18 protein-coding genes, 1 other RNA gene and 1 pseudogene are annotated in these 26,461 nt (G+C 56.9%); 9 read left to right on the top strand and 11 right to left on the bottom strand.

Features of this window, described 5'->3' with window-relative positions:
- Positions 1-114: 114 nt before the first annotated feature.
- The 3 genes from HX851_RS24780 (at position 115) to proX (ending at position 3,363) form a co-directional block, all read left to right on the top strand.
- Positions 115-1,317 carry a quaternary amine ABC transporter ATP-binding protein gene (locus HX851_RS24780; protein ID WP_177058645.1) on the top strand — a complete coding sequence of 401 codons (1,203 nt, stop codon included), beginning with the start codon at positions 115-117 and terminating at the stop codon, positions 1,315-1,317.
- Positions 1,310-2,209 (top strand): ABC transporter permease, encoded by a 900-nt coding sequence (locus HX851_RS24775; protein WP_177066211.1) that lies wholly within the window; start codon positions 1,310-1,312, stop codon positions 2,207-2,209. Before HX851_RS24780 ends, HX851_RS24775 begins: the two co-directional genes overlap by 8 nt.
- A 119-nt stretch (positions 2,210-2,328) precedes the next feature.
- Positions 2,329-3,363 carry a glycine betaine/L-proline ABC transporter substrate-binding protein ProX gene (gene proX / locus HX851_RS24770; RefSeq protein ID WP_177058650.1) on the top strand — a complete coding sequence of 345 codons (1,035 nt, stop codon included), beginning with the start codon at positions 2,329-2,331 and terminating at the stop codon, positions 3,361-3,363.
- Positions 3,364-4,170: 807 nt separating this feature from the next.
- On the opposite strand, the pseudogene HX851_RS45160 reads toward proX, so the two are convergent.
- The 3 genes and pseudogenes from HX851_RS45160 to HX851_RS24760 form a co-directional block, all read right to left on the bottom strand.
- Positions 4,171-4,390: pseudogene (locus HX851_RS45160) on the bottom strand (AAA family ATPase); the annotation flags it as partial.
- 77 nt (positions 4,391-4,467) lie between these two features.
- Entirely contained in the window at positions 4,468-4,992 is a 525-nt protein-coding gene (locus HX851_RS24765; protein ID WP_177058651.1) for a LasR-specific antiactivator QslA, read from the bottom strand.
- A gap of 471 nt (positions 4,993-5,463) precedes the next feature.
- Positions 5,464-5,703 carry a hypothetical protein gene (locus tag HX851_RS24760; RefSeq protein WP_177058653.1) on the bottom strand — a complete coding sequence of 80 codons (240 nt, stop codon included), beginning with the start codon at positions 5,701-5,703 and terminating at the stop codon, positions 5,464-5,466.
- A gap of 683 nt (positions 5,704-6,386) precedes the next feature.
- On the opposite strand from HX851_RS24760, the gene HX851_RS24755 reads away from it, so the two are divergent.
- The 6 genes from HX851_RS24755 to HX851_RS24730 all read left to right on the top strand — a co-directional run bounded on the left by HX851_RS24755 (position 6,387) and on the right by HX851_RS24730 (position 16,583).
- Positions 6,387-6,590: a helix-turn-helix domain-containing protein gene (locus HX851_RS24755; protein WP_177066210.1), complete on the top strand. Its 204-nt coding sequence runs from the start codon at positions 6,387-6,389 to the stop codon at positions 6,588-6,590.
- Positions 6,587-9,319: a type I restriction endonuclease subunit R gene (locus HX851_RS24750; RefSeq protein WP_177066209.1), complete on the top strand. Its 2,733-nt coding sequence runs from the start codon at positions 6,587-6,589 to the stop codon at positions 9,317-9,319. Before HX851_RS24755 ends, HX851_RS24750 begins: the two co-directional genes overlap by 4 nt.
- A gap of 20 nt (positions 9,320-9,339) precedes the next feature.
- Positions 9,340-11,793: a type I restriction-modification system subunit M gene (locus HX851_RS24745; protein WP_177066207.1), complete on the top strand. Its 2,454-nt coding sequence runs from the start codon at positions 9,340-9,342 to the stop codon at positions 11,791-11,793.
- Positions 11,790-13,724, top strand: a complete 1,935-nt coding sequence (locus tag HX851_RS24740) for a restriction endonuclease subunit S (RefSeq protein WP_177066206.1) — start codon at positions 11,790-11,792, stop codon at positions 13,722-13,724. Before HX851_RS24745 ends, HX851_RS24740 begins: the two co-directional genes overlap by 4 nt.
- 104 nt (positions 13,725-13,828) lie before the next feature.
- Positions 13,829-15,487 (top strand): AAA family ATPase, encoded by a 1,659-nt coding sequence (locus HX851_RS24735; RefSeq protein WP_369680904.1) that lies wholly within the window; start codon positions 13,829-13,831, stop codon positions 15,485-15,487.
- Positions 15,480-16,583 (top strand): HNH endonuclease, encoded by a 1,104-nt coding sequence (locus tag HX851_RS24730; protein ID WP_177066204.1) that lies wholly within the window; start codon positions 15,480-15,482, stop codon positions 16,581-16,583. The genes HX851_RS24735 and HX851_RS24730 overlap by 8 nt, the downstream gene beginning before the upstream one ends.
- Before the next feature lie 279 nt (positions 16,584-16,862).
- Here the strand turns inward: HX851_RS24730 and HX851_RS24725 are convergent, their stop codons facing one another.
- The 8 genes from HX851_RS24725 to lldD all read right to left on the bottom strand — a co-directional run bounded on the left by HX851_RS24725 (position 16,863) and on the right by lldD (position 26,439).
- Positions 16,863-17,798 (bottom strand): restriction endonuclease, encoded by a 936-nt coding sequence (locus HX851_RS24725; RefSeq protein WP_177066203.1) that lies wholly within the window; start codon positions 17,796-17,798, stop codon positions 16,863-16,865.
- A gap of 106 nt (positions 17,799-17,904) precedes the next feature.
- A complete protein-coding gene (locus tag HX851_RS24720) occupies positions 17,905-18,171 on the bottom strand; it encodes a hypothetical protein (protein ID WP_177066202.1) in 267 nt (88 codons plus the stop codon).
- Positions 18,168-19,148, bottom strand: a complete 981-nt coding sequence (locus tag HX851_RS24715) for an integrase domain-containing protein (RefSeq protein ID WP_177066201.1) — start codon at positions 19,146-19,148, stop codon at positions 18,168-18,170. The genes HX851_RS24720 and HX851_RS24715 overlap by 4 nt, the downstream gene beginning before the upstream one ends.
- Before the next feature lie 953 nt (positions 19,149-20,101).
- Positions 20,102-21,358, bottom strand: a complete 1,257-nt coding sequence (locus tag HX851_RS24710; RefSeq protein ID WP_177066200.1) for an integrase domain-containing protein — start codon at positions 21,356-21,358, stop codon at positions 20,102-20,104.
- 187 nt (positions 21,359-21,545) lie between these two features.
- Positions 21,546-21,935, bottom strand: a transfer-messenger RNA (tmRNA) gene (gene ssrA, locus HX851_RS24705).
- Positions 21,936-22,021: 86 nt separating this feature from the next.
- Entirely contained in the window at positions 22,022-22,300 is a 279-nt protein-coding gene (locus HX851_RS24700) for a PA2433 domain-containing protein (protein ID WP_177058655.1), read from the bottom strand.
- A 105-nt stretch (positions 22,301-22,405) separates the two neighbouring features.
- A complete protein-coding gene (locus HX851_RS24695) occupies positions 22,406-25,213 on the bottom strand; it encodes an FAD-binding and (Fe-S)-binding domain-containing protein (protein WP_177066199.1) in 2,808 nt (935 codons plus the stop codon).
- A gap of 80 nt (positions 25,214-25,293) precedes the next feature.
- Positions 25,294-26,439, bottom strand: a complete 1,146-nt coding sequence (lldD, locus tag HX851_RS24690) for an FMN-dependent L-lactate dehydrogenase LldD (RefSeq protein ID WP_177066198.1) — start codon at positions 26,437-26,439, stop codon at positions 25,294-25,296.
- Between the last annotated feature and the right edge of the window lie 22 nt (positions 26,440-26,461).

Below are 26,461 nucleotides of genomic sequence, written 5' to 3'. Positions count from 1 at the left end.
GCCTTGCTGCAGCGTGCTCGAATTACAAGGGCTTAGACCCTGCCTGGTTCATGGATACCTTGGGCGGCATAAGCGCCCAAGGGTCTAACGGGATTAAAAATGTTGGAGGTACACGTGGACGCACGACTTAAAATCGAGAATCTCTACAAGGTATTTTCCCCGACCCCGGGAAAGGCGATGGAACTCCTGCGTAAAGGTGCGAGTAAAGATCAGGTGTTCTCAGAAACGAGCACCGTGGTCGGGCTAAACGATGTTTCCCTCTCTGTACCCAGCGGCGCGATCTACATGATCATGGGGCTTTCAGGGTCGGGCAAGTCTACGCTCGCGAGGTGTATCAATCGTCTCAATGAGCCTACAGCCGGAAAGATCATCCTGGACGGTCAGGACATCGTACCTCTGAAGGAGAGGGAGCTTCGTGAGGTTCGCCGTACCAGGATTTCAATGGTATTTCAGCACTTTGCGCTGCTCCCAAACAAAAGCATCATTGAAAATACCGAGTTCGGCCTGAAGCTTCGCGGTATGGATGGTGCACAACGCCGAAAAAGAGCGGAGGAAATTCTTTCGATCGTCGGTTTGGCCAAATGGGCCTATCACTACCCACACGAGCTATCAGGCGGTATGAGGCAGCGTGTAGGTTTGGCGCGTGCACTTGCGACTGACGCTGACGTACTCATTATGGATGAAGCGTTCAGTGCTCTTGATCCATTGATTCGCTCCGAGATGCAGGACGAACTTCTACGGCTCCAGCGCACCCTCAAAAAGACCATTCTGTTCATCACGCATGACTTCCAAGAAGCCCTTAAAATGGGTACTCGCATTGCCATTATGCGCGATGGCCAAGTTGCTCGTGAGGGGACGCCCCAAGATATCGTCATGTCTCCCGGCAGTGACTATGTGAGCGGATTTACCCGCGAAGTTGACAGATCTCGCCTGTTTGATGCCAGCGCCGTCATGCTGCCGACGAGCGTGATTCACACTTTCGAAGGTCACAAAGTTCTGAGTTCTGCGGCGCTGAGTTCCGGTGGCGGCATTGTCGTTGATTCGAGTAATAAAATAATCGGTTCGCTTAATGCCGGTGCCATTTCAGAGGTCGCTGCTGGCCGGTCGCCTATGGAAGTGATATCCAACTCGTATACCGTTATTCCTGAGAGTAGCAAACTGATCGATGCATCTCGCATCCTCGGTAGTTCCACTCATGCGGCTGTGGTTAGTCCAGCGGGAGAGGTGGTCGGGATGTTGGACGCTGGGAATATTTTGAATTGTATCGCGACCGTGTCGTCGCCAGGTGCACGCTTGGAGGGTGAGCAAAATGCTTGAAGCTCAAGATTTGGCGGTTCTTCCCGTAGAGGAGTGGGTATCCAACTCCGTGGAATGGCTTGGGGTTAACGCTCGCTCCGTTTTCATGGCAATCCGTTGGCCGATCGAGAATCTCCTGACGTTCAACGACAAGATTTTTCATACGGTACCATTCCCAATCATGGTTGTCTTGATGTTCCTGCTTGCGTTGCGAGTTGCAAGCGCCGGCGTGGCAATTTTCACGGCATTGGCCCTGGCTGCAATAGCAGGCTTGGGATTGTGGAATGAAGCCATGACGACCCTTTCGCTGATCACGACCGCGATTGTGATTTGTCTGGTGATAGGTGTTCCGGTAGGAGTGGTATGCGCCAGGAGTGAAAGAACCTGGGCCATTGTGCGCCCCATCCTGGACATCATGCAGACTACACCGTCCTTCGTTTATCTGGTTCCAGTTGTGATGCTTTTTGGCGTCGGCACGGTCTCAGGTGAAGTGGCGGTGGTGATCGCGGCAGCGCCCCCCTTGATTCGGTTTACCTATCTGGGGATTCGTATGGTCGACACTGAAATTGTCGAAGCGGGGCTGGCCTTCGGTGCTGATAAGCGTCAGCTGCTTTGGGAAATACAGCTTCCCATGGCCATTCCAACCATTCTGGGTGGCTTGAACCAGACCGTCTTGACCGCCATGGTTATGTCGGTTGTTGTCGCAATGATCGGCGCGGATGGTCTTGGCCTTGTGGTTCTTCAGGGCTTAGGCAGGCTTGATGTAGGGCGCGCAGCTGTGGGCGGTATCGCAATTGTGCTTCTCGCAATGATGCTTGACCGGATCACGCAGAAACTTGCCTTACCGGTGAAAAAGACTAAGGCCCAATCGCTCTTTAGGCGGATCGTGTGGCCTCAAAAAGCAAGAGCATAGTTGAGCATAACTATAAACATTTGAGGTCAGCGTGGTGCTAGCTTTGTTTAGACCTCGTCGGTTGCTGACCTCAAGACTCAAGCTGCCAAGATTATTTCGTCTAGTGTTCAGGGGGCTGTATGAATTTCAAGTTTAAGACTCTCCTCGCAACAGTGACTGCAGGCGCATTAGCGTGCACGATGATGGCCGCTTCTCACGCTGCGGATTTGCCAGGAGAAGGTCGCACTATTAGAATGTCCCAAGCGGATAGTATGGGGGCAAACTATGTCGTCAATCGAATTGTCAAAGACGCATTTAGTCAGCTCGGCTATGACGTTAAACTCAGTACGCTGAGTTCAGTGTTGTTCTTCGAGGCAGCAGCAAACGGCGATCTGGATGTCGCGGTCGACCTCAACTTCCCTCAACGACAACCTAGCTTTGATAAGGTCAAGGATCAGCTGGTCAAAATTGGGCCGGGTGCGATTGAGGGGGGGGGCTATAACGGCTACATGATCGATAAAAAGACTGCTGACCAGTACGGCATCACTTCTCTGGAGCAGTTCAAGGATCCAAAGATTGCGGGTTTGTTCGGCAAGGACGGCAAAGCCAACATGATCTCCTGTGATCCTGGTTGGAGCTGTGACGCAGTCATTCAGTATCAAGTCGATAAGTTTGGACTGCGCAATACCATACGCACTGTTACTGGTAAGTACGAAGCGTTGATGTTCGAGACCATCGCGAAGGTCAAGCGTGGGGAACCTGTATTGTTCTACGCCTGGATTCCTTCGTGGATGACCGCAGCCTTGGTACCTGGCAAAGATGTGGTCTGGCTACCGACCCCGTTTGACGCGTTACCTGAAGCGATGCATAGCACTCAAAGCGCGCTCACACCGGGTGTTCCTGGGTGCGCGGGCAATGCCGATCCATGCCGGATGGCAATGGCTGCATGGAACTGGCAGAGCGTTGGAAACAAGGAGTTCATCGCCGCCAACCCTGCTGTGAAAGCATTGCTTGAGCAAGTGTCATTCCCGCTCCAGGCATGGTCTTCCTGGGAGCAAACCCTCAGCGAGAAACGCGCGAGTGAAACCACCATTCGCAAGCTGGCGGACGAATGGATTGCTCAAAACAAAGCAGTTTTTGACGGCTGGGTCGCTAAGGCCAAGGCGGTTAAGTAACAGCGCACGTTACTAAACGACGTTTTCTCTCCTCAACGTTACCAGTGCTGCTCCACTTGGTTGCAGCTATCAGCTCGCTGATAGCTGCTTTTTTCGTTAAGGATATATCCCGATGGCAGTCATACGGTAAGCGGCCAGCGAACACACCTTGCACAGATCAGGCAGACATCCACTGATGCGGCAGCAGATCGCTTGATCTCGCTGGCTCAGACAGCATTACAGGGCAGCTACCTCCCACTCAGGTGGGATACCAATCCGCGACGGGGTAAGGCAGAGTCGTCGTTAACAGCCTCAGACATTTATTTTCTTTCGACGGCTTGAATTTTCTTTTGATTGAGCCATCGTGTTATCTGCCAATGACGGCAGATAATGGATTATAAATATGGCTAACGTATATGTGGAGCCGCGCCCGAAGGGCAGGCCAGACGGTGCGGCAATCGACCATTATGTACTTGAGCATGCCGGTGGGGCGAGCGTTGATGGGGTTCGTCATAGAACACAGGAGGCCGCCATTCAGGCGGCTAAAGGCCTGGGGCATAGCCCTTTGGTGGGGCGTGTACGGGATACCAGCAAAGGTAACCCTAACCACTGGAGATCAGCATAGCTGAATTGAGTGGTCAAAACTTTTAGGGTCGGTTCTAGCCCGATAAGGGTTGACTGGTTCACGCTACGTTGCCTCGCATGCCAAAGCTCTGTTGTCCTCTCGGACAGCAGGGCTTTTCGGTTTCTAGGGGGTAGGCAGCGGGCTCGCTTTTAACTGTAAGCGTCTGCTAATCACACCTCGCGACCTTGAACTTTTAGCGGGCCCTACTCCTTAGATAAAAATCGTTCGGTGATCATCGCCACTGCCTGCGCCGGAGACGCCAGGGCAGTATCTATATTAAACGGAGCGTTATCCCACGCCTCATATTCATGATCCAGTACCGACTGCCAGGTTGGTGGAGTCAGTCTAGGAATATCAATTTTTCTGGCTTCTACCCGGCGCTGGTTCATGTTTATCAGAGCAGATCACTTGGATGTTCACTAAAAGACCTGTCTGACTTTCTAGGGGGGGGCTTCTGGAAATCAAAGAGGCCGGCAACGCGAACGTTGCCGCCTATATGCTCAACGAGGCGATAGACTGCGTGCGCTCCGGTATTGCGCTGCGATCAGTCGCTGCTGCAGATAACGTAGAAAACCGGCTTCGAACGCCTCGCGTCGATCACCTTCCGGATAGTCACGACGCGCTTTGATCAGTTCCCACCATAGAGGCTGGGTGGTTTGCCGTTCTACCCAACGCCCGGCGCAGCGTGCGCCGCTGGCGATTTCGTGGGCGAACTGCTTTTCCCAGGGCGTGGGGCTTCCAGGCAGTGGATCGGCGCAGGCGTTGAAGCGGGTGGTGGCGGTTGGCGTGAGTGAGGTGGGATGACGTTGTCGGAGGAGTGCCGTGTCATAAAAGGCAATGGCATCGAGGATCAGTTTGTTGCCTAGTTCCTGTTGTTGGTCATTCTGAAAGGCCAGGGTTCGGGCACCGTCCAGGCAAAGGTGGGCGGCATGACGTAAATGATCGACCGCTTCGGTAGGGCTCAGGGAGGCGAGTTTGATCGGGGTGGGTGTGGGTAAGCGGGAGAGCAATAAGCGATCAATCATGGAGTAGGTCTCCGTGATCGGATTGCGCTAACACCCGATGTAATAGGCGGTGCCCGGGCATGAAAGGGGGATAGACCATTCTCCTTATCTCCTTCGTGGGGTTAAGGAACTGCCATCCGCCGTTGCGACACGGTGAGGGTGGCAGACCACGCGAGGGTCGCAAACCGGTACACGAAGGAACACCGGCCAAGCCGAAGCCTGCCTCGCGCGGTCCACCATAGAACGCAGCTGCCATACGCCAGAAGCGCTGACTACATCGTTACGGAGCTACCGCGCCTTCGTATATGAGTTCAGGTTGCGACACCCGGTCACAGGTATGCCTGTGACTCGACCAGCCTAACGAAGGGGGGAGCATTGCTCAGTCGGTCATAGACCAAGATGGCGTGCGAAGTATCCGATAATTTTGTGGGGGTGTCTTGTTGGCGGGGTGGGATCTGTTTGTCGCATTTTGTTTCTTTGAACTCACCACCCTCACACCAACTGCTTCAACTTCGCCTCCACGGCATCGTCAAAGATGATGTAGAGCGCTTCGATATCGGCTGGTCGCAGGCGCCTGGCGCTTTCCAGGCCGCCGATCAGGGTGATCTGGATGGCCCTTTCTGCTTCCACGTCCGCGACGGTGCTGGTGGCGTTGAGGGCGCGGACCAGGTCGTTGATCGGGTCGCGGATGGGTTTTGGAAGCCGTAACAGGTCGAGCCTTTCTTGTGGCATGTCTTCCTTCCCCTGATTCGTTCGGGCACAAAAAAGGCACTTCGCGAATCGCTCAGTGCCTGATCTGTCTAGCTTGTTTGGTGGGCCGGGGGGATTTGAAACTATCGGTTATATGTTTGAAATATGGAAAGAAGATCTTTGGTGTAAAGCTCGGTGGAATACCTTTTGGAATACCTGGCTGGTTGAAAACGAGCTCGGCATGCTGATATGGATCTAGAGGTTCTTCCGATCATCCCTGCCGGCGCAACCTCTTTTAATCGACATGAAGGGGCACGCTAGCGTCAGAATTACTGCTCACCAGGGTCTCAATGATTTGGGCGCGTTTCACGCCGTGCTGCTTGGCTAGCGAGTCGATTCGGGCGATCAAAATTATGGATAGCAGGACGTTGACCTGCTTCTTGCAAGCGGAGCGCTCGGCGAATTGCTCACGGTTCCAGCGCCTCTTGATTCCGTGATTGCGCCTTCAGTTCATTGCGACCTATCTCGGCTTGGTCGACGAGCATCAGCTGGTTGCTGATGGGGATGTCTTAGAGGGCCGATAGCTGGTTCTTCTGAATCCTGCTCCCAGGTGCAGCGCTTTTCAGCGTTTTTTACCGGCGAATCACTACAGCAGTGTCCGTCATGCTGATAGACTTCAGCCGACTTTAAACGACTATGGCTGCTTAAGCTTGAGCGTAACCATAATGAACACTGAACCTTGGGTCACTGCCGAACAGGTTTCCCTTCACTTGGGGGTGGCCAAAGACACGGTGTATCGCTGGCGCGAGCGTAAGGCTTTGCCGGCGCACAAAGTTGGTCGTCTGTGGAAGTTTCAGCTATCTGAGGTCGATGAGTGGGTGCGTGCGGGTGGCGCAGACGAGCACCAAAACTCAGGGAATGAGCAATGACTACTCCGAGCCACAATGAAGCGCAAACAAGAGCTCAGGTCATCGACTCTCAGCTTGCTCATGCTGGCTGGTCTCAAAGTCGGCGGACTCTTGTCGAAGAATTTTTGCTCAAAACAGCCGAGCCCGCCGGCAACTATGGCAACGAGCAATTTGCTGACTACGTTCTTCTCGGTTCAGATGGCAATCCGATTGCTGTAATCGAGGCCAAGCGGTCATCGCGTGATGAGCTTGCTGGAAAGCGTCAGGCCGCTGACTACGCAGACGCAATCAAGGCCAAATTCGGTAACGACCCCTTCATTTTTCTCACCAACGGCAAAGAGATTCAATTCTGGGATCGTGAGCGTTATGCGCCCCGAAAAATCTCGGGGTTCTACACGCGAGACGACTTAGAGCGACTGCGCCATCAGCGGCAGTTTGCTCAGCCGCTGGGCGGTGTCACCATCAGCGCTGCGATCGCAGGCCGCGATTATCAGAACGAAGCTATTCGGCGTGTCACTGAAGGGGTAGATGCGGCCAAGCGCAAATTCTTGCTGGTGATGGCTACAGGCACAGGTAAGACCCGGACGACCATCGCCCTTGTTGATACTTTGCTGCGATCAAAGCGCATACAGCGAGTCCTATTCCTGGCCGACCGCCGGGAATTAGTGCGCCAAGCTATGTCGGAGTTCAAGTCCCACTTACCCAACGAGAGTTTGGCTCGCATCGAGTCCGGCGAAACCTCCGGTGCACGCATTCAGTTCTCGACTTACCCCAGCATGATGCAGGTTTATTCGCGCCTGTCGGTGGGTTACTACGATCTGATCGTGGCCGATGAAAGCCACCGCTCTATCTACCAACGATATAAGGCCGTCTTCGATCACTTCGACGCCATCCAGCTCGGGCTGACCGCGACCCCCACTGACTACATCGATCACAACACTTTCGAACTGTTTGATTGTGGTGACGGCGCGCCCAGCTACTACTACAGCTACGAGCAAGCGATTGCCGACCAGAACCTGGTCAACTACCGCGTGCTGGATGCACAAACCAATTTTCAACTTCAGGGCATCCAAGGTGACGCACTACCCGAGCCCTTGAAACAGATGGCTCGCGATCAAGGCGTTGAGCTTGATGAGCTCAACTTCGATGGCAGTGACATCGAAAAGGGAATCATCAACCAAGGCACCAATGACGCCATGGTGCGAGAGTTTATGGATAAGAGCCGCAAAGATGTGCGCGGTCTACCACACAAGTCCATCATCTTCGCCGTCAGCCACGCCCATGCAAAGCGGCTCTACGAGGGATTTAACCGTCTGTATCCTGAGCTGCAGCGCCAAGGCATGGCTGAAATTATCGATAGCCATATGGAGCGCGCTGACGCGACCCTGGATGATTTCAAGTACCGCACGATGCCGCGTGTGGCTATTTCGGTGGACATGCTCGACACCGGCGTAGACGTCCCCGCCATCCAAAACTTGGTCTTCGCGAAGCCCGTATTTAGCAAGGTTAAGTTCTGGCAGATGATCGGGCGCGGCACGCGGCTGCATACCGACAAGGCCACCGGTGAGATCAAGAAAGATTTCTTGATCATCGATCACTGGAAAAACTTCGCGTATTTCAAGCTCAAACCCGACGGCGAGGTCGACCATCCCAGCGAACCGCTACCGGTTCGCCTGTTCCGACTGCAGCTTGAGAAGTGGCAACTCCTGGAAGCACAGCTGCAAGACACACAAGCCACCATTGCCGATCTGCAGGCGATGCTGCAGGCGTTGCCCCGTCACAGCATCAATGTACGTCCGCACTGGGACGAGCTCGACGCGCTGGCAGCGCAATGGCCAAAGCCCAGTCAAAGCGCAATTGAACACCTGTCGCAAGCCATCGCCCCCCTGATGCGACTAGCCCCACTGGCTGGCCTGGATGAACTTCAATTTCGCATTTGGTGCGAGCGTCTCTCAGTGGCTTGGCTTAAAGGTGATGCAAGCGAACAGGCCAAAGTGCGTGAGCGCATTCACGAGGCGATTAATAGTTTGGCCGTAAACATTCCTCAGGTGCAACGTGTAGCCGAACAACGTGCCTGGGTTCAGTCGGCCGGCTTCTGGCAGCACTTGGATATGGCGCGTTTGGTCACACTACAAAATGTATTCGCCCCGCTGATGCGCTACCGCACCACCACACCCAGCCGCACGGTTGAAATCAACCTGCCAGACAGCATCACCCAGCGCAGTTGGATCATCTACGGCCCCACAGGCGAAGGTGCTTTTGCCGAAAGCTATCGCGAGCAGGTAGAGGCGCTGGTGCGCCAATTGGCTGACCAGCTTCCTGAGTTGGCCAAGCTCAAGCAAGGTGAGCATTTGGGCGATGACGAATTGGAGCGAATCAGCGATACGCTGAACCAGGCTGATCTGTTCGTCACCGAAGACACCTTGCGCAAGGCCTTTGAGGCTCCCACCGCATCGTTGGCCGACTTCTTGCGCCACATACTTTGCGAAGGTGCGCACCTTCCTAACCGAGAGCAGCGCATCAGTACCGCGTTCGATGCGTTCATTGCGGCACACGGCTATTTGCGTGCCAACCAACTTAACTTCCTGCGGGCCGTAAAGGCTGCTGTGCTGCGCCATGGGCGCATTACCCGCGCTGCACTCAACGAACCTCCGCTGTCGCGTGTAGGGCGCGTGGAAACGCTATTTCCGTCGCGAGACATCGACGAACTCATCAATCTCACCAACAACTTGTTGGATGAGACTGCCTGATCCATCAAGGACACTGCTGAATGCTTGCCCCTCATATCAAGAAAAAAGTCGACGAACTCTGGAATCGTTTCTGGGCTGCCGGCCTCACCAACCCCTTGGTGGCAGTCGAGCAGATCACCTATCTACTCTTTCTTAAGCGACTAGAAGACATAGATTTCAAGCGGCTAGAGCGTGGTTTTCAGTCAATTTATACTGGTTTTGAAGGTTGTAGGTGGAGCTACATCCGCCATGAAAAAACCAATCCGAGTCACCTAATCGACATAGTGTTTCCCTGGCTCCGCGAGCTCGAAAAACATTTCAGCAACACTAGCGCTGACGGTACTGAGCTGGCCAGCTTGAATAACCGCATGGCTGATGCTTACTTTCAGCTCGATCCTAACAAAGGCAAGGTGTTGTCGGATGCTATTGACGCTATCGACCAACTCTTCGCCCGTGCTGGTGAGGGTTCTGCTGCCCAAGACATCATGGGCGACACCTTTGAGTACCTACTCAGCGAAGTCGCTACGGCGGGTAAGAATGGCCAGTTCCGCACCCCACGTCATCTGATCCGGTTTATGGTGGAGTTGCTCGACCCCGAGCCTGGTCAACGTGTAATCGACCCTGCCGCCGGAACAGGTGGCTTCCTGTTTAGTACCCAGCAGCATCTGATGCGCAAATACTCAGCGCAAGAAAACCTTGTGCTCGAATGGGATGGCACTCCACATCGTACCGATGGCGCTGCGGCAACATCTGAGCAATACGCCGCTATCCATAACGGAGCCAATTTCGTCGGCTTGGATAACGACCGGACCATGGCCCGCATCGGCTGGATGAACCTGGTGCTGCACGACGTCACCGACCCGCATTTGCTGCAGGGCGACTCACTCAGTAAGCGCGAAGGAAAGGCCAAGCTCAAGGAGCTGTTGGAGCCAGGCAGCTACCAGTTCGTGTTGGCCAACCCACCCTTTACCGGTACGGTCGACAGCGGCGATCTTGAGCCCGACACCTTACTTTTTCCGCGTGTCGGCGGTGGCGGCAAGAAAAAAGGGGACACGATCACCAATAAGAGCGAACTTCTATTTTTATGGTTGATGCTCGACTTGCTGGATATTGGTGGCCGCTGCGCAGTGATCATTCCCGAGGGCGTCCTGTTCGGTAATACCGATGCTCACGTGCGCCTGCGCCGCGAGCTCCTTGCCGAGCACGTGGTGGAGGGAATCATCTCTCTTCCAGGCGGGGTCTTTCAGCCCTACACCGGCGTTAAGACCTCCGTCTTGATTTTCAGAAAAGTCACACGCCGTGACAACAAACAAATCTTGCCCAGCAACGCCACACCACTCAGTGAACACGTCTGGTTTTATGAAGTGGAGGAAGACGGCTACTCCAAAGATGCCAAGCGCAGTGCCCGTCCTGGCCAACAGAACGACCTGTGGGATGCGCTTGAAAAGTTCAAAGCCTGGATTTCTCAAGGACGCTCAGGCGCGCAGCTCAATGAGAAAACGCTGTTGCAACCCCGCTTCTACACTGAGCGGTGGCGTCAGGCCCTGCTGCGCGATACCGCCGACAAGCTTACGCCTGCTGGTGAGGCATTTTCAGCTTTAGCCGACACCAGTATGTGGGACGGTCAGGTGTGGAGTATTCGCGAGCTGTTTCCCGAGCTTCCTGCCGATCCCAAAGAGGCTGAAGAGAAGGTGCGGTCAGCCTCTGGGAGTGTGTTGATTGAATTGGCAATTCAGGCATTTACCCCAGCTGCACAAAAGGCCTGGAATGCCACGATTAGTGCACGCCTTGCCGAAGAAACCAGCGATTCCGAACTCATAGATGCGTGGAAAAAAGCGTCTAAGCCCTTTGAGGCGGAATTCAAGAGATTGGCCCGTGAGATGGAGGCCTTTTTCGAAAAAGAAGACTCTCCAGCGCTCTCGATCTGGAAAGACTTAGTTAAGGCAGCACTCGCTGAGGTTCAACTCGACGTCTATGTGCTGGGCCTATTGCGAGGCAATCAGCCGCCCAAGGCCATGGCGGTACATGACATCAGAGAAAAGCTGACTGAAACGGCCCGCGAAGTCGCCAAACTCGACGGCTTCGACGTCACCCTGCGCAGCTTGGCTATTGATCAGGCCACTGAGCTTAGCGCGGCCAAGCATTGGGTGGTGCCTGTGCGTGACTGGGCGCGCAACGACGAATGGCAGAGCGAAGATGGTCAGCTCATAGGCTCACACGATGCCGATGGCTGGGTGCGCCCAAGCTATGTGCAAGCAATTTTGGCCGATGGGCTTTACGACGACAAGGGCGCACTCAAGGATGGCTTGCTCGACCCTGACTGTATTGAGGCGCGTGAGTGGAATCTGTCCGCTGGGCAGTACAAGCCTTTTGATTTCACCCAACTTAAGAGCGACAAAAGTGTAGCTGAGTTAATCGGCACACTCAAAACCACCGAGCAAGACATCATCAATGGCTTGGACAAGTTGCTAGCGATGGTGGAGGGGCGGGAATGAGTTTGCCTGAAACGTGGGAGCAAGCTCGACTAACAGATGTTTGCGAGCTCAACCCTCGGCTACTTGCCGAAGATCGACCCAATGACGGTACCACCGTCACTTTTGTGCCTATGTCCGCTGTCGATGAAGATAGCGGTGTTATCAGCAAGCCAGAAACCCGTTCGTTTACAGAGGTTGCCAAGGGTTATACGAGTTTTCGTGAGCGCGACGTGCTATTTGCGAAAGTTACGCCCTGTATGGAAAACGGGAAAGCCGCAGTCGCACGCGATCTTGAAAATGGATTGGGCTTTGGGTCCACAGAGTTTCATGTACTACGCCCGACCAGTGTCGTACTTCCTGAATATGTTTTCAGTTTTATTCGGCAGAAAGCCTTTCGTGATCGGGCCGCAGCTGCGTTTGTGGGAACAGGAGGCTTGCAGCGGGTACCGCCTGACTTCCTCTCTCGAGTGAAGATCCCGCTTCCTACACTCCCCGAGCAGAAGCGAATCGTCGACGTGCTGCGGCAGACGGAGGTAGTGGCTAAGGCCAAGAAATCCATCAGCGATCAATTTGACCACCTAGTTCGGACGGCTTACTGGGAGTACTTTGGTAAATGGTTCACTGCTGATGGTTTGATTGATCCCGTTCGAATTAGCGACTACGTGGCGGACTCCCAGTACGGAGTATCCGAAGCCATGGGTGAGACTGGAACGCACGCGGTGTTGCGTATGAATAGCATCACCACCAGTGGCTGGATAGACCTGTCAAACCTCAAGTACGCCAGTCTGTCGAAAAAAGACATCAGTTCTACCGAGTTGCGAGATGGAGACCTTCTGTTCAACCGGACGAACTCCAAGGAGCTGGTCGGTAAATGTGCTGTTTGGCGCCCTGTTGCCGGCACATACAGCTTTGCTTCTTACCTCGTACGCTTTCGCTTAAAGCCAGAAATGCTGCCGGAATACCTCTGGGCGACTTTAAACAGTGCCTACGGGAAATATCGTCTTTTGAATTCGGCCAAACAGGCTGTCAGCATGGCGAACGTAAGCCCGACAGGCTTGGGGCGAATAACAGTGCCGCTTCCACCACTGCTTCTTCAAGAGGCGTTCGCTAAGTTTGTGCGTAAAATTGAGCTACTGCGAGCACAGATGCTTAGCAAGCTGGAGTTGTATTCTGAATTGCAGGAGATCATTACTCAGAGAGCCTTGATTGGAGAGTTGACTGCCCAATGGCGAGCACTTCATACGGACGAAATCGTCGAGGCTGGCAAGGTTCGTGATGCGCTACTACGAAAACACGGAGCAAAGGTCTCTCTGACTGGTGCCGCCAAAACCAGCTTCCTTGCACAAGCCGATATCACAGTGCGCCCCACGCGCCATTGGCTACTCGCCGAGCTCAGCGAATTCCAGCGCCGCGTCCTGAAGGGGTTTAGCAGGTATGAGTTTCATCCTGTGTTCACCGAGGATACTTCTGACTTCGCGGCGTTCTGCGATAGCGATGCAGTTCGCGATGCACTTGGCGGGTTGGAGTGGTCACCGAACCAAGTCGGCCGCGCTCTCGGTGTACTGGCTGATTTGGGGTTGATTGCTCAGGTCAGCATTCTTCGCCGCGACGTCGCAACCAACAGCGACACGTTTCATAAGGCGTTTCGTCCGCTGCGGGAAGACGAGCGCACGCGTTTGGACGACATCTCTGCATTGAAGCGCATGTCGCGCTTTGGTGATGAGGCCGACGTGTCCTACCATTTTCGAGCGTCCCTTGACCGTGAAACGTCCGCGCGGGCGGGCGCTGACGAAATGTTTCAGGTCACACAGCTCGAAGACGACTATGGTCACTCGCGAACTGATTGGATCGATCAGGGCCGTCATTATGCTGACCTTAATGCGCTACGCGATGATCTCGCGAAGCGATTGGGTGTCGCGCCGAGTTTGGTGACCGTGGAGGAGATTGCATAGTGCGACTTCGATACTTGCACTTGCGAAACTATCCGCCGATATCTGAGCTCCGAGTGCGATTCGCCAGCGGCTCGCCGCTCGGGCGCGATTGCGCAATACGTTTCGTGATCGGACTCAACGGTAGTGGAAAGTCGAACCTCTTACGTGCGGTGGCGGAGGTGTTCCTCGCTTTAGCCGACGAACGCCTACCGCCGTTTCCTGTGAGCCTGGTCTACGAACTGGGGAAGCGCGGCGAGAAAGGTCATCGAACATTTTTAGTCGATTGCTTTGGCAGAAAGTCCGAAGCGAGCATCTGGATGAGAGAGGGCTTTTATTGGCCAGACGATACGAGCGTGGAGGCATTTGACGCTGCTGTGATGCGCATTCGCGCGGCCGATATGGGGGACCCCGAGATGTTTTCACAGTATGAACTAGAGCCGTTCGTACTACCTGGCACGTGGCCCCAGTCGCCTGGGATTGCAATGCCTTCGGCCGTGCTGGCGTACACCACGGGTGACATTCGCCCCTGGCGTTCTGTCTGGGGGCGCAATCAAGATGGTGTGTCTGCTGCCGAGGTGAACAGCCAAGAAGTAAATGATGAGCGCCCACCAGGATGGACTATGGCGCTTGAGCGAGCGCTTTCGTCTGCAAAAAATAACGCGGAAGATGGCGCGTCGCTTGAGGCGGATGATATTGAGCGTGAGAGGCGCATCAACAGCGCTGGGCGACCCATACTGCTAGACGCGACGCTATTGAAGTGCGCGTTACTCGTTGTCGTGTTGTCACGCTCGCGACCTGCGGTTGACTCTCACAATGAAAGTAAGCAAACCGACGGGTTCGCAAAACTGCTGGCGGATGGTGCGTGTGACCATCTTGTGACCATCGCGTTTCGGGGACGCTTTCTGCCGAAGGAGTGGGGACAGGAAATTCAGGATTTGTCGTTAAAGTGGTGGCTATGCGCAGGGGAGGTAATAGCCGAGCCGCACCCTACTGAACTGCGACGAACCGTGATCTTCGATATGGGCGGGCAGTTCGATGCGCGGACGCTCCCCGTGCAAACGGGTGACGACGATCTAAACATTTGTAAAACGCAGCGACAAGCCCTCCTGCATTTGCTCGGCGGTGAGTCGACTACACCTTTCAAATTGTTTGAGCGATTGCTGACGCTGAGAGACGCTGAGCTTTTTGAGGATGTGCAACTACGGATGCGCCGAGCGCCAGCGCCAGATGCGATATCGAGCGCCACCGCAAGTGATGTCGGTGTGCTTCGATATGAAGAAATGTCAGACGGTGAGCAGATGTTCCTTGGCAGGATGGCATTGTTTCACCTGTTAAAAGGGCAGCAGGATGCGCTGCTATTGCTCGATGAGCCAGAAACCCATTTCAACGACAAATGGAAGCGTGAGATTGTTGACATCATTGATGACGCAATTGGCGATACCGCAAACGACGTATTAATTTCAACTCACTCTGCCATCGTGCTCTCTGATGTGTTCAACAACGAGATCGTGATGGTGAAAAAAACTTCGGAAGGCTCTTCCGTGCGCAGCGTGGACGAGCCGACGTTCGCCACCGACCCGAGCGCGTTGATGATGACAGTATTCGGTGCCGATGACAGTATTGGCAAACGTGCCCAAGAATTTATTGAAAGCAAGCTTCGGCAAGCCACCGGAACACCTGCTGAAATGGCAGATTTGGAGCATCTAATTCTCCGGATGGGTTCGGGCTTCTATCGCAGTGAGTTGCGTACCCTGCTTAACAGCTGGCGGGGTAAAAATGATTAAACCAATCTATCGTGTTTCATGTTCTCCCGCGCTGGCCGCTTGCCAGCGGTTGATGCAGCGCTTTGCGCTGTGGCTGTGTGATCCTACGACCACAGGCGCTCACATTAGTCATCAGGCGTTACAACCTCCGGTTCTGGCCAGCGCGATTGAGGCGGATTGGTTATGGGACTTTCTCCAGTGCGTTGAAGCAGGCCAATCGCTGTTGAGCCGGGCACAAACTGTGGCGGCTATGCCGCCAGTCCTGAAGGTAGCGTTGGTCGCTTGGATACAGACTGTCACGGCGCTTGCAACGCAGTTTCAGCCAGCGCCCACCCCGTGGCCAATCAATCGCCCAATTGCGAGTAAGTCTGACTGGCTTGCGTTCAAAACCCTGATGGAAAGTTTTTACAAAAAGGGGTTTAGGAGTGGTTTGCCCTATTTTCCCAATGGCGCACCCACTGCTGCAGGTGGCGTGAACTATGCCGACTATGTAAGCGCTTTCCGCAATGCGCACCGGCTTAACCCTGCCCCCTATGCACGTGAGATTTGTGTGTTGTGCGGCGGCCCGCTTGGCGACACACCGCACGTCGACCACTGGATCATCAAGAGCGCGTTTCCGCTACTCAGCATATGTGAGGACAACCTGCAATTAATCTGCAGCACTTGCAACGAGGCTCCGAATAAGGGCGACAAACCAGTGCATTCCACTGGCAGCTTTACTGATTGGTTTCACCCATATTTTCGTCCTGGGAATGGGGTTTTGCAGCTCGGGTACGTGCTACCTGAGCTATCTGTGCGTTGCTCCGCCACCACTCCTGCTGATCAGCCAAAAGCTGACAAGCTAGACGCGCTACTCAATCTAACCAGCCGGTGGTCGCGTGAATTCAAGGCGGAATATGCCAAGCATCAGGATGTATTGATACGTACGGAAAAGCGTCGGCTACAAAGCGCACAAGCTCGCCACACCCCAGTTGAAATTCAGTCTTACGTCGAGCAGTGGCAGATTAACCTTGCCGTCGGTGAGCCTCATTACGAAGTGTATCAAGCGCTGGCTGCTGCCTTGCAGGAGCCAACGCGGTTAGCTGCTTGGCACTCTGAGTTGGCACTAGTCAATTAACTCCAAGTTTAGAATTCTTGCGTGCGCTATAGCAGGCGTGATTTGTTTAGCGGTGCTGTGTGGCGCTTAAGTGTGGCGGAAGAAAGGCAGCAATAGCGCGTGCAAATCGTCGAACGCTTGTTTACGTGCTTGGTAGCGTTTGGCGATGAGGTTGGCTTCTCGGGCGTTCATAGGGCCTCACTGGCATTGGATGGGCGTTCGAAAGGCGCAGGGCGCCGACGGCCTGCGAGCTTGTCGAGGCCATAGTGGCGAAATGGAATTGGGCTGTCGAGCGTCGGCTCAGCCGAGCGATTCGTCGAAGTAGTCACTGTCGAGCCTGGGCACTTTGTAAAGCTGCGAGCTGACACCCACCTCGTGGTCGAGCATCAGGTTTACCAGGCGTTTACCGTCGACCAGTACCAGTCCCTCGACCGAGCGCGCGAAATCAACTGCCTGGGCGGTGAAGCCGGAGGTGGTGATGAATACACCGCGTTTGGCTTTCTGCCCGGCCAGGGCGCCATAAAACGCTTGCAGGTCAGGACGCCCGACGGTGTTCTGCCAGCGCTTGGCCTGCACGTAAACCTTTTCCAGCCCCAGTGCGTCCAACGAGATCACGCCGTCGATGCCGCCGTCGCCACTGCCGCCGACTTGTTGCAGAGCCTGCCGGTTCGCGCCGTAGCCCAGACTGTGCAGCACGTCGAGAACAATGTGCTCGAAGCGCGTCGGGCTGGCTTGCAGCAAGTTGTCCAGCAAGTCACCCGCGACGCTGGTGCGCAGCTCGAGGATGGCTTGATTTAGGCGCTCCTGCGGGCTGCTAGTGGCGAGGTCGGTCTTGGCAACAGGCTCTGACGTGTCGCTGCTTCCATCCAGCGAGGCGGCATCCGGCGCTGTCTTCAGCTTCACGCTCATGAAGTTCACAGCTAGGTGCTCGACTTGCTCTGGGCTCAACGGGTTCGGGTTGGCTTGGGCAAACGCGCGGCCGGTGTCGGTCAGCTGCCAATAGCCACGCTTGGCGCTGCTGGAGTAGCCAGCACGCTTTAGCCGATCATGCGCCCAGCCTGATCGATTCTTGTAGGTGGCCTGGCCACTTGCGATGGTCTCCTGCCGCTGTGACTCGCTCAGGCCAAGAGTCATGGCGGCGGCTTCGTGAGCCTCGCTCGCGGTGGAACCGTCAGGATGTGTGGCGAGAAAACGTAGGATGGGCTCAATGAACTGGTCGTAGGTCGGGACTGACATGGCTCTTTCTATTCCTGATGAGAGGCTTAGTCCAACGTAGTAGCTCAGCGACTGCGCTTTGCCTTAGTGAGCCAAATTGCTGATCTCAACGCGTTGCCTGCGATATTCATACCCATGACTTTTCTAAGCGACGAGCGAGCAGTCGCAGGGTTAGGAGGTAGTAATACCGCGTTGCGTTGCTGCGTCGGGCTAGGCGTTTTTCGAGGAACCAAATCACATGCTTCCGCTGCCAAGCCCAAGGCGTTTCTCGCTGCCAGCGCTCTGCAATCTCAGCCTGGATGATTTTCGCCTGTCGTACATGGCGTTGTCGAGTTGCGTGCGAGCCCGTCAACACCGCAGACAAAAACAGCTCCATGTCGAATGACTTGCTCATGCGCGCTCTCCAATGTAGGCAGCGACCACGTCGATCCGCCCGTGCCCCAGCTCATAGCTGATTTGCCTCCGGGCCTCACGGTCAAGGTTCCTATCTACCTGGCAACACTGACCGCCGTTGATAGGCGCGCGATGCCGGGTAATTTGCTCATAGCGCTCACATGCGTACGCCGCTCGTAGCTCATGGAAGCCTTTGAGGTTGAGTGCATGCAGAATATCCCGCGCAGGGCGGACGATCTCCTGCAGAAAAGTCAGGTAGCTTTCGTCTGGTGCAATCAGGTTGCGGCTACGCGCAGGCGTCACCTGTCGTGCAAACCCAAGTGCACCTCGAACATGGTCGTCCACCGCAATCCAACGTGGCGCCGAGGCACCGGCGCGGCCGCCTTTGGTGCCATCTTGAATGTTAATCCTCCCTAGGTCGTTGGCCTCACGGCTTAACCGTGGCAGGTCAGCCAAGATAGCCTCACGCAAGCGCATGCCAGTGGCTCGCGCCAACAGAACAATCGCAGCGGCTCGTAGCTGATGATGGTTGCAAAGTGCGTCGACGATCTGCTTAACCTGTTCGCGGTCTTGGCCTTGCGGCACCGACTGTCGAACCCCGGTGCGCCGCATAACCAACGCCTTGCTCGGACTTGGCAACTTCACGCACTGATCACCGCGAAGCGCCGCCATGGTTCTGTTAACGCTGGATATCCGGTTTTGTGCAGTGCTGACGGCGAGCTCACCGCGTCCAACTACGTCGCGCAGATGCGCCGCATAGTCGGCCAACACCTTCAGATCAATCTGCCGCGCATCATTGATACCGGGCCCCAGTTCGGAGCGGCACCATTTAACGAATGCCTGCCACCGATCACAGTGCGCTTTGACTGTGCCGTAATGGCCTCCGCCGAACATATCTTTCAGCGCCTGCAGTCCTGCGTAACTCAATTGCCTGCCGTAGCCGAAATTGCGGCCATCGCGTCTACCCACCAATGTCATGTCAGTCACCTCATCTTTCGATCTCCGATCGTCGCCCCACGTCATCCCGCCAAGAATGCTGAGTGTTGTCAGGGATCAAGGCCCCTGCGACCTGTGGGGTGTCCTCTAACGCGGGACTGGCGACTCCTTACGACCGGGAGCAAGGGCATCTCATGATCTGGCCTCCTGAGCACCGTTACCGGTGGGCGGGGGGAGGCTGCATTGGCTGACGAGACCAGTGCCGCGAGATCCTGAGCCAGGTGTACGCAGCAATGCGATGACCGGGGCAAGCCTGACTGTCAGTCAGGTGCAGTCCATTCCTTGGTCTGCGGCACCATCATCTACAGCGCTGTTGCTGGTGACATCGGCGTTTGTCACGCCGATTGTCACGAGAGAAGTTGCCGCAAAGCCAAGTGCGATGAGGGCTGCAGCAGTGTTAGAAGCGCCCGTCTCTTTCCAGGAGAAAGAGACGGGCGCAGGTTGGCGCAAGATTCGGCCAAGCGGATAGGTTGCTGCAGGGCAGCGAAGTAGGAGGTGTTGTCTGGCGCACGAGGGCCATGATCTGAAGTAGGCATCCATCACCGGGGAGGTGATCGGGCGAGCTGCCGGACGCGAATCGCCATTTGGGGGGAGAACCACCGCGAGAGCGGCGTGACCTTCAAGGTTCGGGTCACCTGGGTTGCTGTCATCGACAGCGCTTGCACGGCCAGTTTTACGCCTGTGGATAAACCCGGTCAAGGTTCGAATTTCAGCGTCACTGTGGATTTGAAGAACGATTATCCACCGGTGGAATTCCGTGGTAAATCATGGACAACGTGGTCGCTTTTAGCTCTTCAAAGTAAGGTCCATCCAAACAGTGCGGCTTTGCAGCCCTGTTTGGATGGACCCGCGCTTAGAAGCGGATAAGCGAGGCTGCTTGCCCCGAATGTTGCGTGCACAGTTGTTGTCGCTGGCATAAGTGCATCTGTATAGCGCTAGCGGATCGGCACCACGTTCTTGTCTCTGACTTGACCGTATGCTGAGGCGAGCAGGCTACCGGTGGCGGCTTTCTGGATGAACTCACTCCACCAAGCCATCATCGGTCGCCGGCGTTCGATGTAGTCAGCTCGGTTGTAGGCGCTCCGCACCTCATCCTTGTCGACATGCGCCAGTGCGACCTCAATGAGTTCCGGGTCCCACCCATGTTCATTCAAGATGGTGCTGGCCATCGAGCGCATGCCGTGGCTGACCAAGCGGTCCTGGAAGCCCATGCGTTTCAACGCCATGTTGGCGGTCTGGCTGTTGGCGTGGGTGCGCGGATTTCTGTCTGCCGGGAAGACATATTCGCGATGGCCGCTGTGAGTCTTCAGTGACTCCAGCAACGCGACTGCTTGATCACTCAACGGGATACTGTGTGGACGGCGCTTCTTCATCCGCTCCGGAGGGATGGTCCAGACACGCCTTTCAAAGTCGATGTCTGCCCAGCGAGTGGTCGCCGCCTCGGCAGGGCGAGTCATTGTGTGCAACTGCCACTCGATCAGGCAGCGGGTCGTGCGTTTGATACTGGCATTCGCGATCTCCAGCATGAGCTCGGGGAGCTCTTCGGGCGGAAGTGCAGCCATGTTTTCTTTCTTGGGTTTCTTGAAAACCGCCCGGATGCCGCTGAGTGGGTTGGCGAAGATCAGGCCGGAGTTGACGCCGTAAGTCATGATCTCGTTGAGTCGCTGACTAAGACGCTTGACTGTCTCCAGGCTGCCTTTCGCTTCGATCGGACGAAGCAATTCGATCACCATCGGCGCGGTGATTTTCGCGAGTGGGGTCGTCTTCAAGTCGGGGAGCACGTGCAGCGTGAGCGATCGCCAAATGTCCTCGGCGTAGGCCGGAGTGACCGAATCTTTCTTGAGCTCGAACCAGGCGGTGGCCACGTTCTCGAAGGTGTGTTCCGTTTCTGCGCGCTTGGCTTCATTCAACGTATTGCGCTGCACCTTCGGATCGATGCCTTGGGCGAGCAGCTCGCGTGCTTCGACTGCCTTCTTTCGTGCGTTCGCCAGTGAAAGTTCGGGGTAGGTCCCGAAGCCGATGTTGATGCGCTTCTTGGTCACCGGTTCGCGGTAGTTGAAATTCCACAACAACGAGCCGTTGCTGCGTACTCGGAGCTGCAAACCGTCACCGTCCGTGAGGACATAATCCTTGGACGCGGGTTTGACTCCCTTGAGCTGTCGATCTGAGAGACGGAGGTTTTGAGCAGGCATGAGATTCTCCTCAGGCACTGATTCGGTATTCCAAAGATTAGCACCGGGTGAGGTGGAATACCGCCTGGAATACCCGAACGGCTGGAACTCAAAAACTCTCTAAAGATCGCAAAAGCGCTGGAAGCCGCGTATTTACTGGCTTGCAGGCACAAAAAAAGACGTCCGTGGACGTCTTTTTTTGATCATTTGGTGGAGCCGGGGGGATTTGAACCCCCGTCCGCCAGTACTCCGCTGTCGGTACTACATGCGTAGCCGTGTCTATTAAGTTAACCCTCAGCGACCCGACGGGCAGGGTGCTTTGGGCGAGTTGTGTAAGTTTTAGCCGCTTCGTCCACAACGTACTGCACGGCGATTCTGTTCTATATGACAATCATTTTGGGTTTACAGACATCCCCTGATGATTGCTGGACCCGAAGGTGCCAGGAGTGCATGTCAGCTGCAATTAAGCAGCGAGAGCAGCACCGTATTGGTCGTCATTGGCAACTATAAGTAGTTGCAACAGTGGATTTACGAGTTCTGTTACCAACTCGGCATGCACCTAGAGTTTCGCAACCGGCGTCGAATCCTAAACGGCCCCGAACCTGCTGTGCATTACCAGCAGGCATATGCAGTGTACGCCACTGTGGCTCGAAAGGCCATCCCGAAGGGACACCCTGCGTTTCACTAGCCGCCTTTCTGGCTGTTCTGGATCTGCTGGATCGCCCTCTGTGTAATGGCGATGCATTCCTTGGTGCCTTCGGTGGTGTCTTTCGCCTGGGCAGCCTTGGCTTGTTGGACGCTGTTGTCGATCTGGCCTTGCAGGTCGGCCGCCAGGATGGTGGTCTTGGCATTGCTGATGGTCTGCAGGTTGGTGGTGCAGAGATCTTTCTCGCCGTCGGCAAAGGCCGGGGCGGCGAGGAGCGAAGCGATAACGAACAGGCCTGGCAGTACGGAACGTTTCATGGCTATCTCCTTGAACCGGGGTTCAGATATCGAGGCTGCCGCAGGTGGGCATCAGGCCCTTTTGGCAGGGCCTGATCAGTGGACTGCCGCGGTTGGCCGAAGGTTCTATTTTTTTGCCCGGGTCACCCGATCCACCAGGTAGACCAGCCCGTGGTAGTCGATCCCGCCATGCTGGCTGAGGCCGATCTCGCAGGTGCGGCTGGTGGAGATGCCTTCCGCGCAATACTGCACGGCGTCCTTCAAGGTGCGCAGCGAATGGGCATTCAGTTCCGGGGTGGTAAAGCCCTTGTCGCCGGCGAAACCGCAGCAGTGGATGCCTTCGGGGATCACCACGTTGTGGCTGCAACGCCGCGCCAGGTCGATCAGGGCCTGGCTTTCCCCCAGGTGCTGGGTGCTGCAGGTCACGTGCACGGCAATCGGGGCGTCCTGGGGGGTGAAGGTCAACTTGTCCACCAGGTGCGTGCGAATGAAGCGGACAGGGTCGTAGAGGTCGAGGCGGCTGTCGCCGAGGTCCTGGACCAGGCGCAAGGTGCATGGGCTGGTGTCGCAGTAGATCGGATCGAGACCGCCGCGACTGGCCTGCAGCAGGGCGCCGATCAGTTCCTGGCGCTTGTGCTCGGCCTGTTCGGCGTAGCCTTTGGAGGCGAACGGTTGGCCGCAGCACAGCTGTTCGGTGTTGTCCGGGAACACCACCTGGTAGCCGGCCTTTTCCAGCAGGCCGCGGGTCTTGTCGAGCAGCGACATCTGCTCCTGGTCACCCGCCGCCGGGCCCATCACCCGCGAGACGCAGGCGGCCAGGTACACCACCCGTGGTCGCGAGTCATCGACTGATGGACTGAAACGCACCGCCCGCTCCGGTTGCGGCATGGCGCTGGTCCACTGGGGAACCCGGCCCTTGGACAGGCGCGTCAGGCCCGCCGAGAGCCGGGCCAGGCGCGGCGCTCCCAGCAGCATGCGCGCGCCATTGGCGACATGCAGGGTGAAACGGGCGCCCTGCAGCGTGGTGGCGAAGTGTGTTGCCAGCCAGTCGGCGCTTTTCACATGGGTGGCTGCCTGGCCGCGCAGTTTCTTCACCAGTTCGCCGGTGTTGATGCCCACCGGGCAGCGTTGCGCACACAGGCCGGTGGCGGCGCATGTATCGATGCCCTGGTACTGATAGGCGGCTTCAAGCTCGGAGGTGTCGATACCGGCGCGTTTTTTCGCCTGGATATCGCGCCAGATCACGATGCGCTGGCGCGGGCTCAGGGTCAGGCCTTTCGACGGGCACACCGGTTCGCAGAAGCCGCATTCGATGCACTTGTCGACGATCTCGTCGGCGGCCGGCAAGGGCTTGAGGTGCTTGAGGTGAATCTGTGGGTCGTCGCTGAGCACTACATCCGGGTTGAGAATGCCCTGGGGGTCGAGCAGGCGCTTGATGGCCCACATCAGTTGATAGGCATCGCTGCCCCATTCCAGCTCGACAAAGGGCGCCATGTTGCGACCGGTGCCGTGCTCGGCCTTGAGCGAGCCGCCGAACTCCACGGCCACCAGTTGCGCGACGTCATCCATGAAGGCCTGGTAGCGGGCGACTTCCGCCGCGCTGTTGAAGCCCTGGGTGAAGACAAAGTGCAGGTTGCCTTCCAGGGCGTGGCCGAACAGGATCGCTTCGTCGTAGTGGTGCTTGTCGAACAGCTCGATCAGGCGGTTGACGCCGATGGCCAGTTGCTCGACGGGGAAGGTCACGTCTTCGATGATCACCGTGGTGCCGGTCTTGCGCACGGCGCCCACAGCCGGAAAGGTGTCTTTGCGGATGGCCCAGAGGCGGGCGTTTTCCACGGGGTCTTCGGTGAAGTCGACCTGTTTTTCCACCGGGAACGACGCCAACGAGGCCATGATCCGCGCCAGCTGTTCCTGCAGCAGCGACGAGGAGGCGGCGCGGGATTCGATCAGCAGCGCGCAGGCGTTGCCCGACAGTTCGCGGACAAAGGCCGGCATGCCGGGTTTGTCCTGCACCGAGCGCAGGCTGCGGCGGTCGAGCAGTTCGACGGCGGACACTGGCTGGCTCTTCAGTACGGTGACGGCGGTGCAGCAGGTTTCCACATCCGGGAAGACGATCAGCGCCGAGGCCTTGTGCGGGTGGTCGATCACGGTGTCGTAGGTCACCGCGCTGATAAAGCCCAGGGTACCTTCGGAGCCCACCAGCAGATGGCTGAGGATATCCAGCGGCTCGTCGAAATCCACCAGGGCGTTGAGGGACAGGCCGGTGGTGTTTTTCAGGCGGTACTTGTGGCGGATCTTCGCGGCCAGTTCGGTGTCGGCGCGGGTTTCCCGGGCAAGGACTTCCAGCTGCTTGAGCAGTGGGGCGTGACTCTGGCGAAAGGCGGCGACGCTGGCCGGGTCTTCGGTGTCCAGGCGGCTGCCATCGGCCAGCACCAGGCGAATCCCGGCCAGGGTGTGATAGGTGTTCTGCGCCGTGCCGCAACACATGCCGCTGGCGTTGTTGGCGACAATGCCGCCGATCTTGCAGGCGTTGATCGAGGCCGGGTCCGGGCCGATCTTGCGACCGAACGGGGCGAGCCAGGCATTGGCCTGGGCGCCGATGACCCCGGGTTGCAGGCGGATCTGGCCGCCCTGGTGGCGAATCTCCCGGCCATTCCAGTTGTCGCCGAGGACGATCAGGACCGAGTCGCTGATGGCCTGGCCCGACAGGCTGGTGCCGGCAGCGCGGAAGGTCACCGGCACCTGGTCGCGACCGGCCAGCTTGAGCAGGGCGACCACTTCATCTTCGGACTCGACGCGGATCACCAGTTTGGGGATCAGGCGATAGAAGCTGGCGTCGGTGCCGAAGGCCAGGGTCGAGAGGGCATCCTCGAAGCGGCGCTCGCGGGGAATCAGTTGTTCCACCGAATGGAGGAACGGGGTGGGCAGGCTCATGCAAACTCCTAACGGGGTCGTGGCATCGGCTGCGCCCTGTACCCCGTTCAATCAGGCGGTGATTCGTGCGGGCGGAGTGTTCAGGCGCCCAGTTCACGGACCAGCGAATCACGGTTGATTTCGCTGATGGATTTGGCGCCGGTGAGCACCATGGCCACGCGCATTTCTTTTTCGAACACGTCCAGCAGGTTCTTCACGCCGGCTTCGCCCGCGACGGCCAGGGCGTAGAGGAAGGCGCGCCCGATCAGCACGGTGTCCGCGCCGAGGGCGATCATGCGCACCACATCCAGGCCACTGCGGATGCCCGAGTCGGCGAGGATCTTCAGGTCGCCTTTGACGGCGTCGGCAATCGCCGGCAGGGCGCGGGCGCTGGACAGCACACCGTCGAGCTGACGGCCGCCGTGGTTGGAGACGACGATGCCGTCGGCGCCGAACTTCACTGCGTCGCGGGCATCCTGCGGATCGAGAATGCCCTTGATGACCATCGGGCCGTCCCAGAACTCGCGGATCCACTCCAGGTCCTTCCAGGAGATCGACGGATCGAAGTTGGCGCCGAGCCAGCCGATGTAGTCGTTCAGGCCGGTGGGGTTGCCGCGATACGTCGAGATATTGCCCAGGTCATGGGGCTTGCCCAGCAGGCCGACGTCCCAGGCCCACTGCGGATGGGTCATGGCTTGCCAGACCCGGCGCAGTGGTGCGTTCGGGCCGCTCATCCCGGCGTGGGCGTCACGGTAGCGGGCGCCCGGCACCGGCATGTCCACGGTAAACACCAGGGTACTGACGCCCGCTGCCTTGGCGCGTTCCAGCGCATTGCGCATGAAGCCGCGATCTTTCAGGACATAGAGCTGGAACCACATGGGCCGGCTGATGGCCGGGGCCACTTCCTCGATCGGACAGACCGACACGGTCGACATGGTAAAGGGAATACCCTTGGCCGCCGCCGCGCGCGCGGCCTGGACCTCGCCACGCCGGGCATACATGCCGGTCAGGCCGACGGGGGCCAGGGCCACGGGCATGCTCAGGGTTTCGCCGAACAGCCGGGTTTCCAGGCTCAGTTCGGACATGTTGCGCAGCACGCGCTGGCGCAGGGCAATCCCGGCCAGGTCCTCGACGTTATGACGCAGGGTGTGTTCGGCGTAGGCCCCGCCGTCGGCATAGTGGAACAGGAACGGCGGCAGTTTGCGTTGGGCGGCTGCGCGGTAATCGGTAGAGGCGGAAATGATCATGGAGTGCTCGCAGCGTGGGTTG

The sequence above is a fragment of the Pseudomonas gingeri genome, from assembly GCF_013385635.1.
Classification (GTDB): Bacteria; Pseudomonadota; Gammaproteobacteria; order Pseudomonadales; family Pseudomonadaceae; genus Aquipseudomonas; species Aquipseudomonas gingeri_A.
The sequence above is the reverse complement of the archived record's forward strand: the minus strand, read 5'-3'. Positions and strand labels throughout refer to the sequence as shown.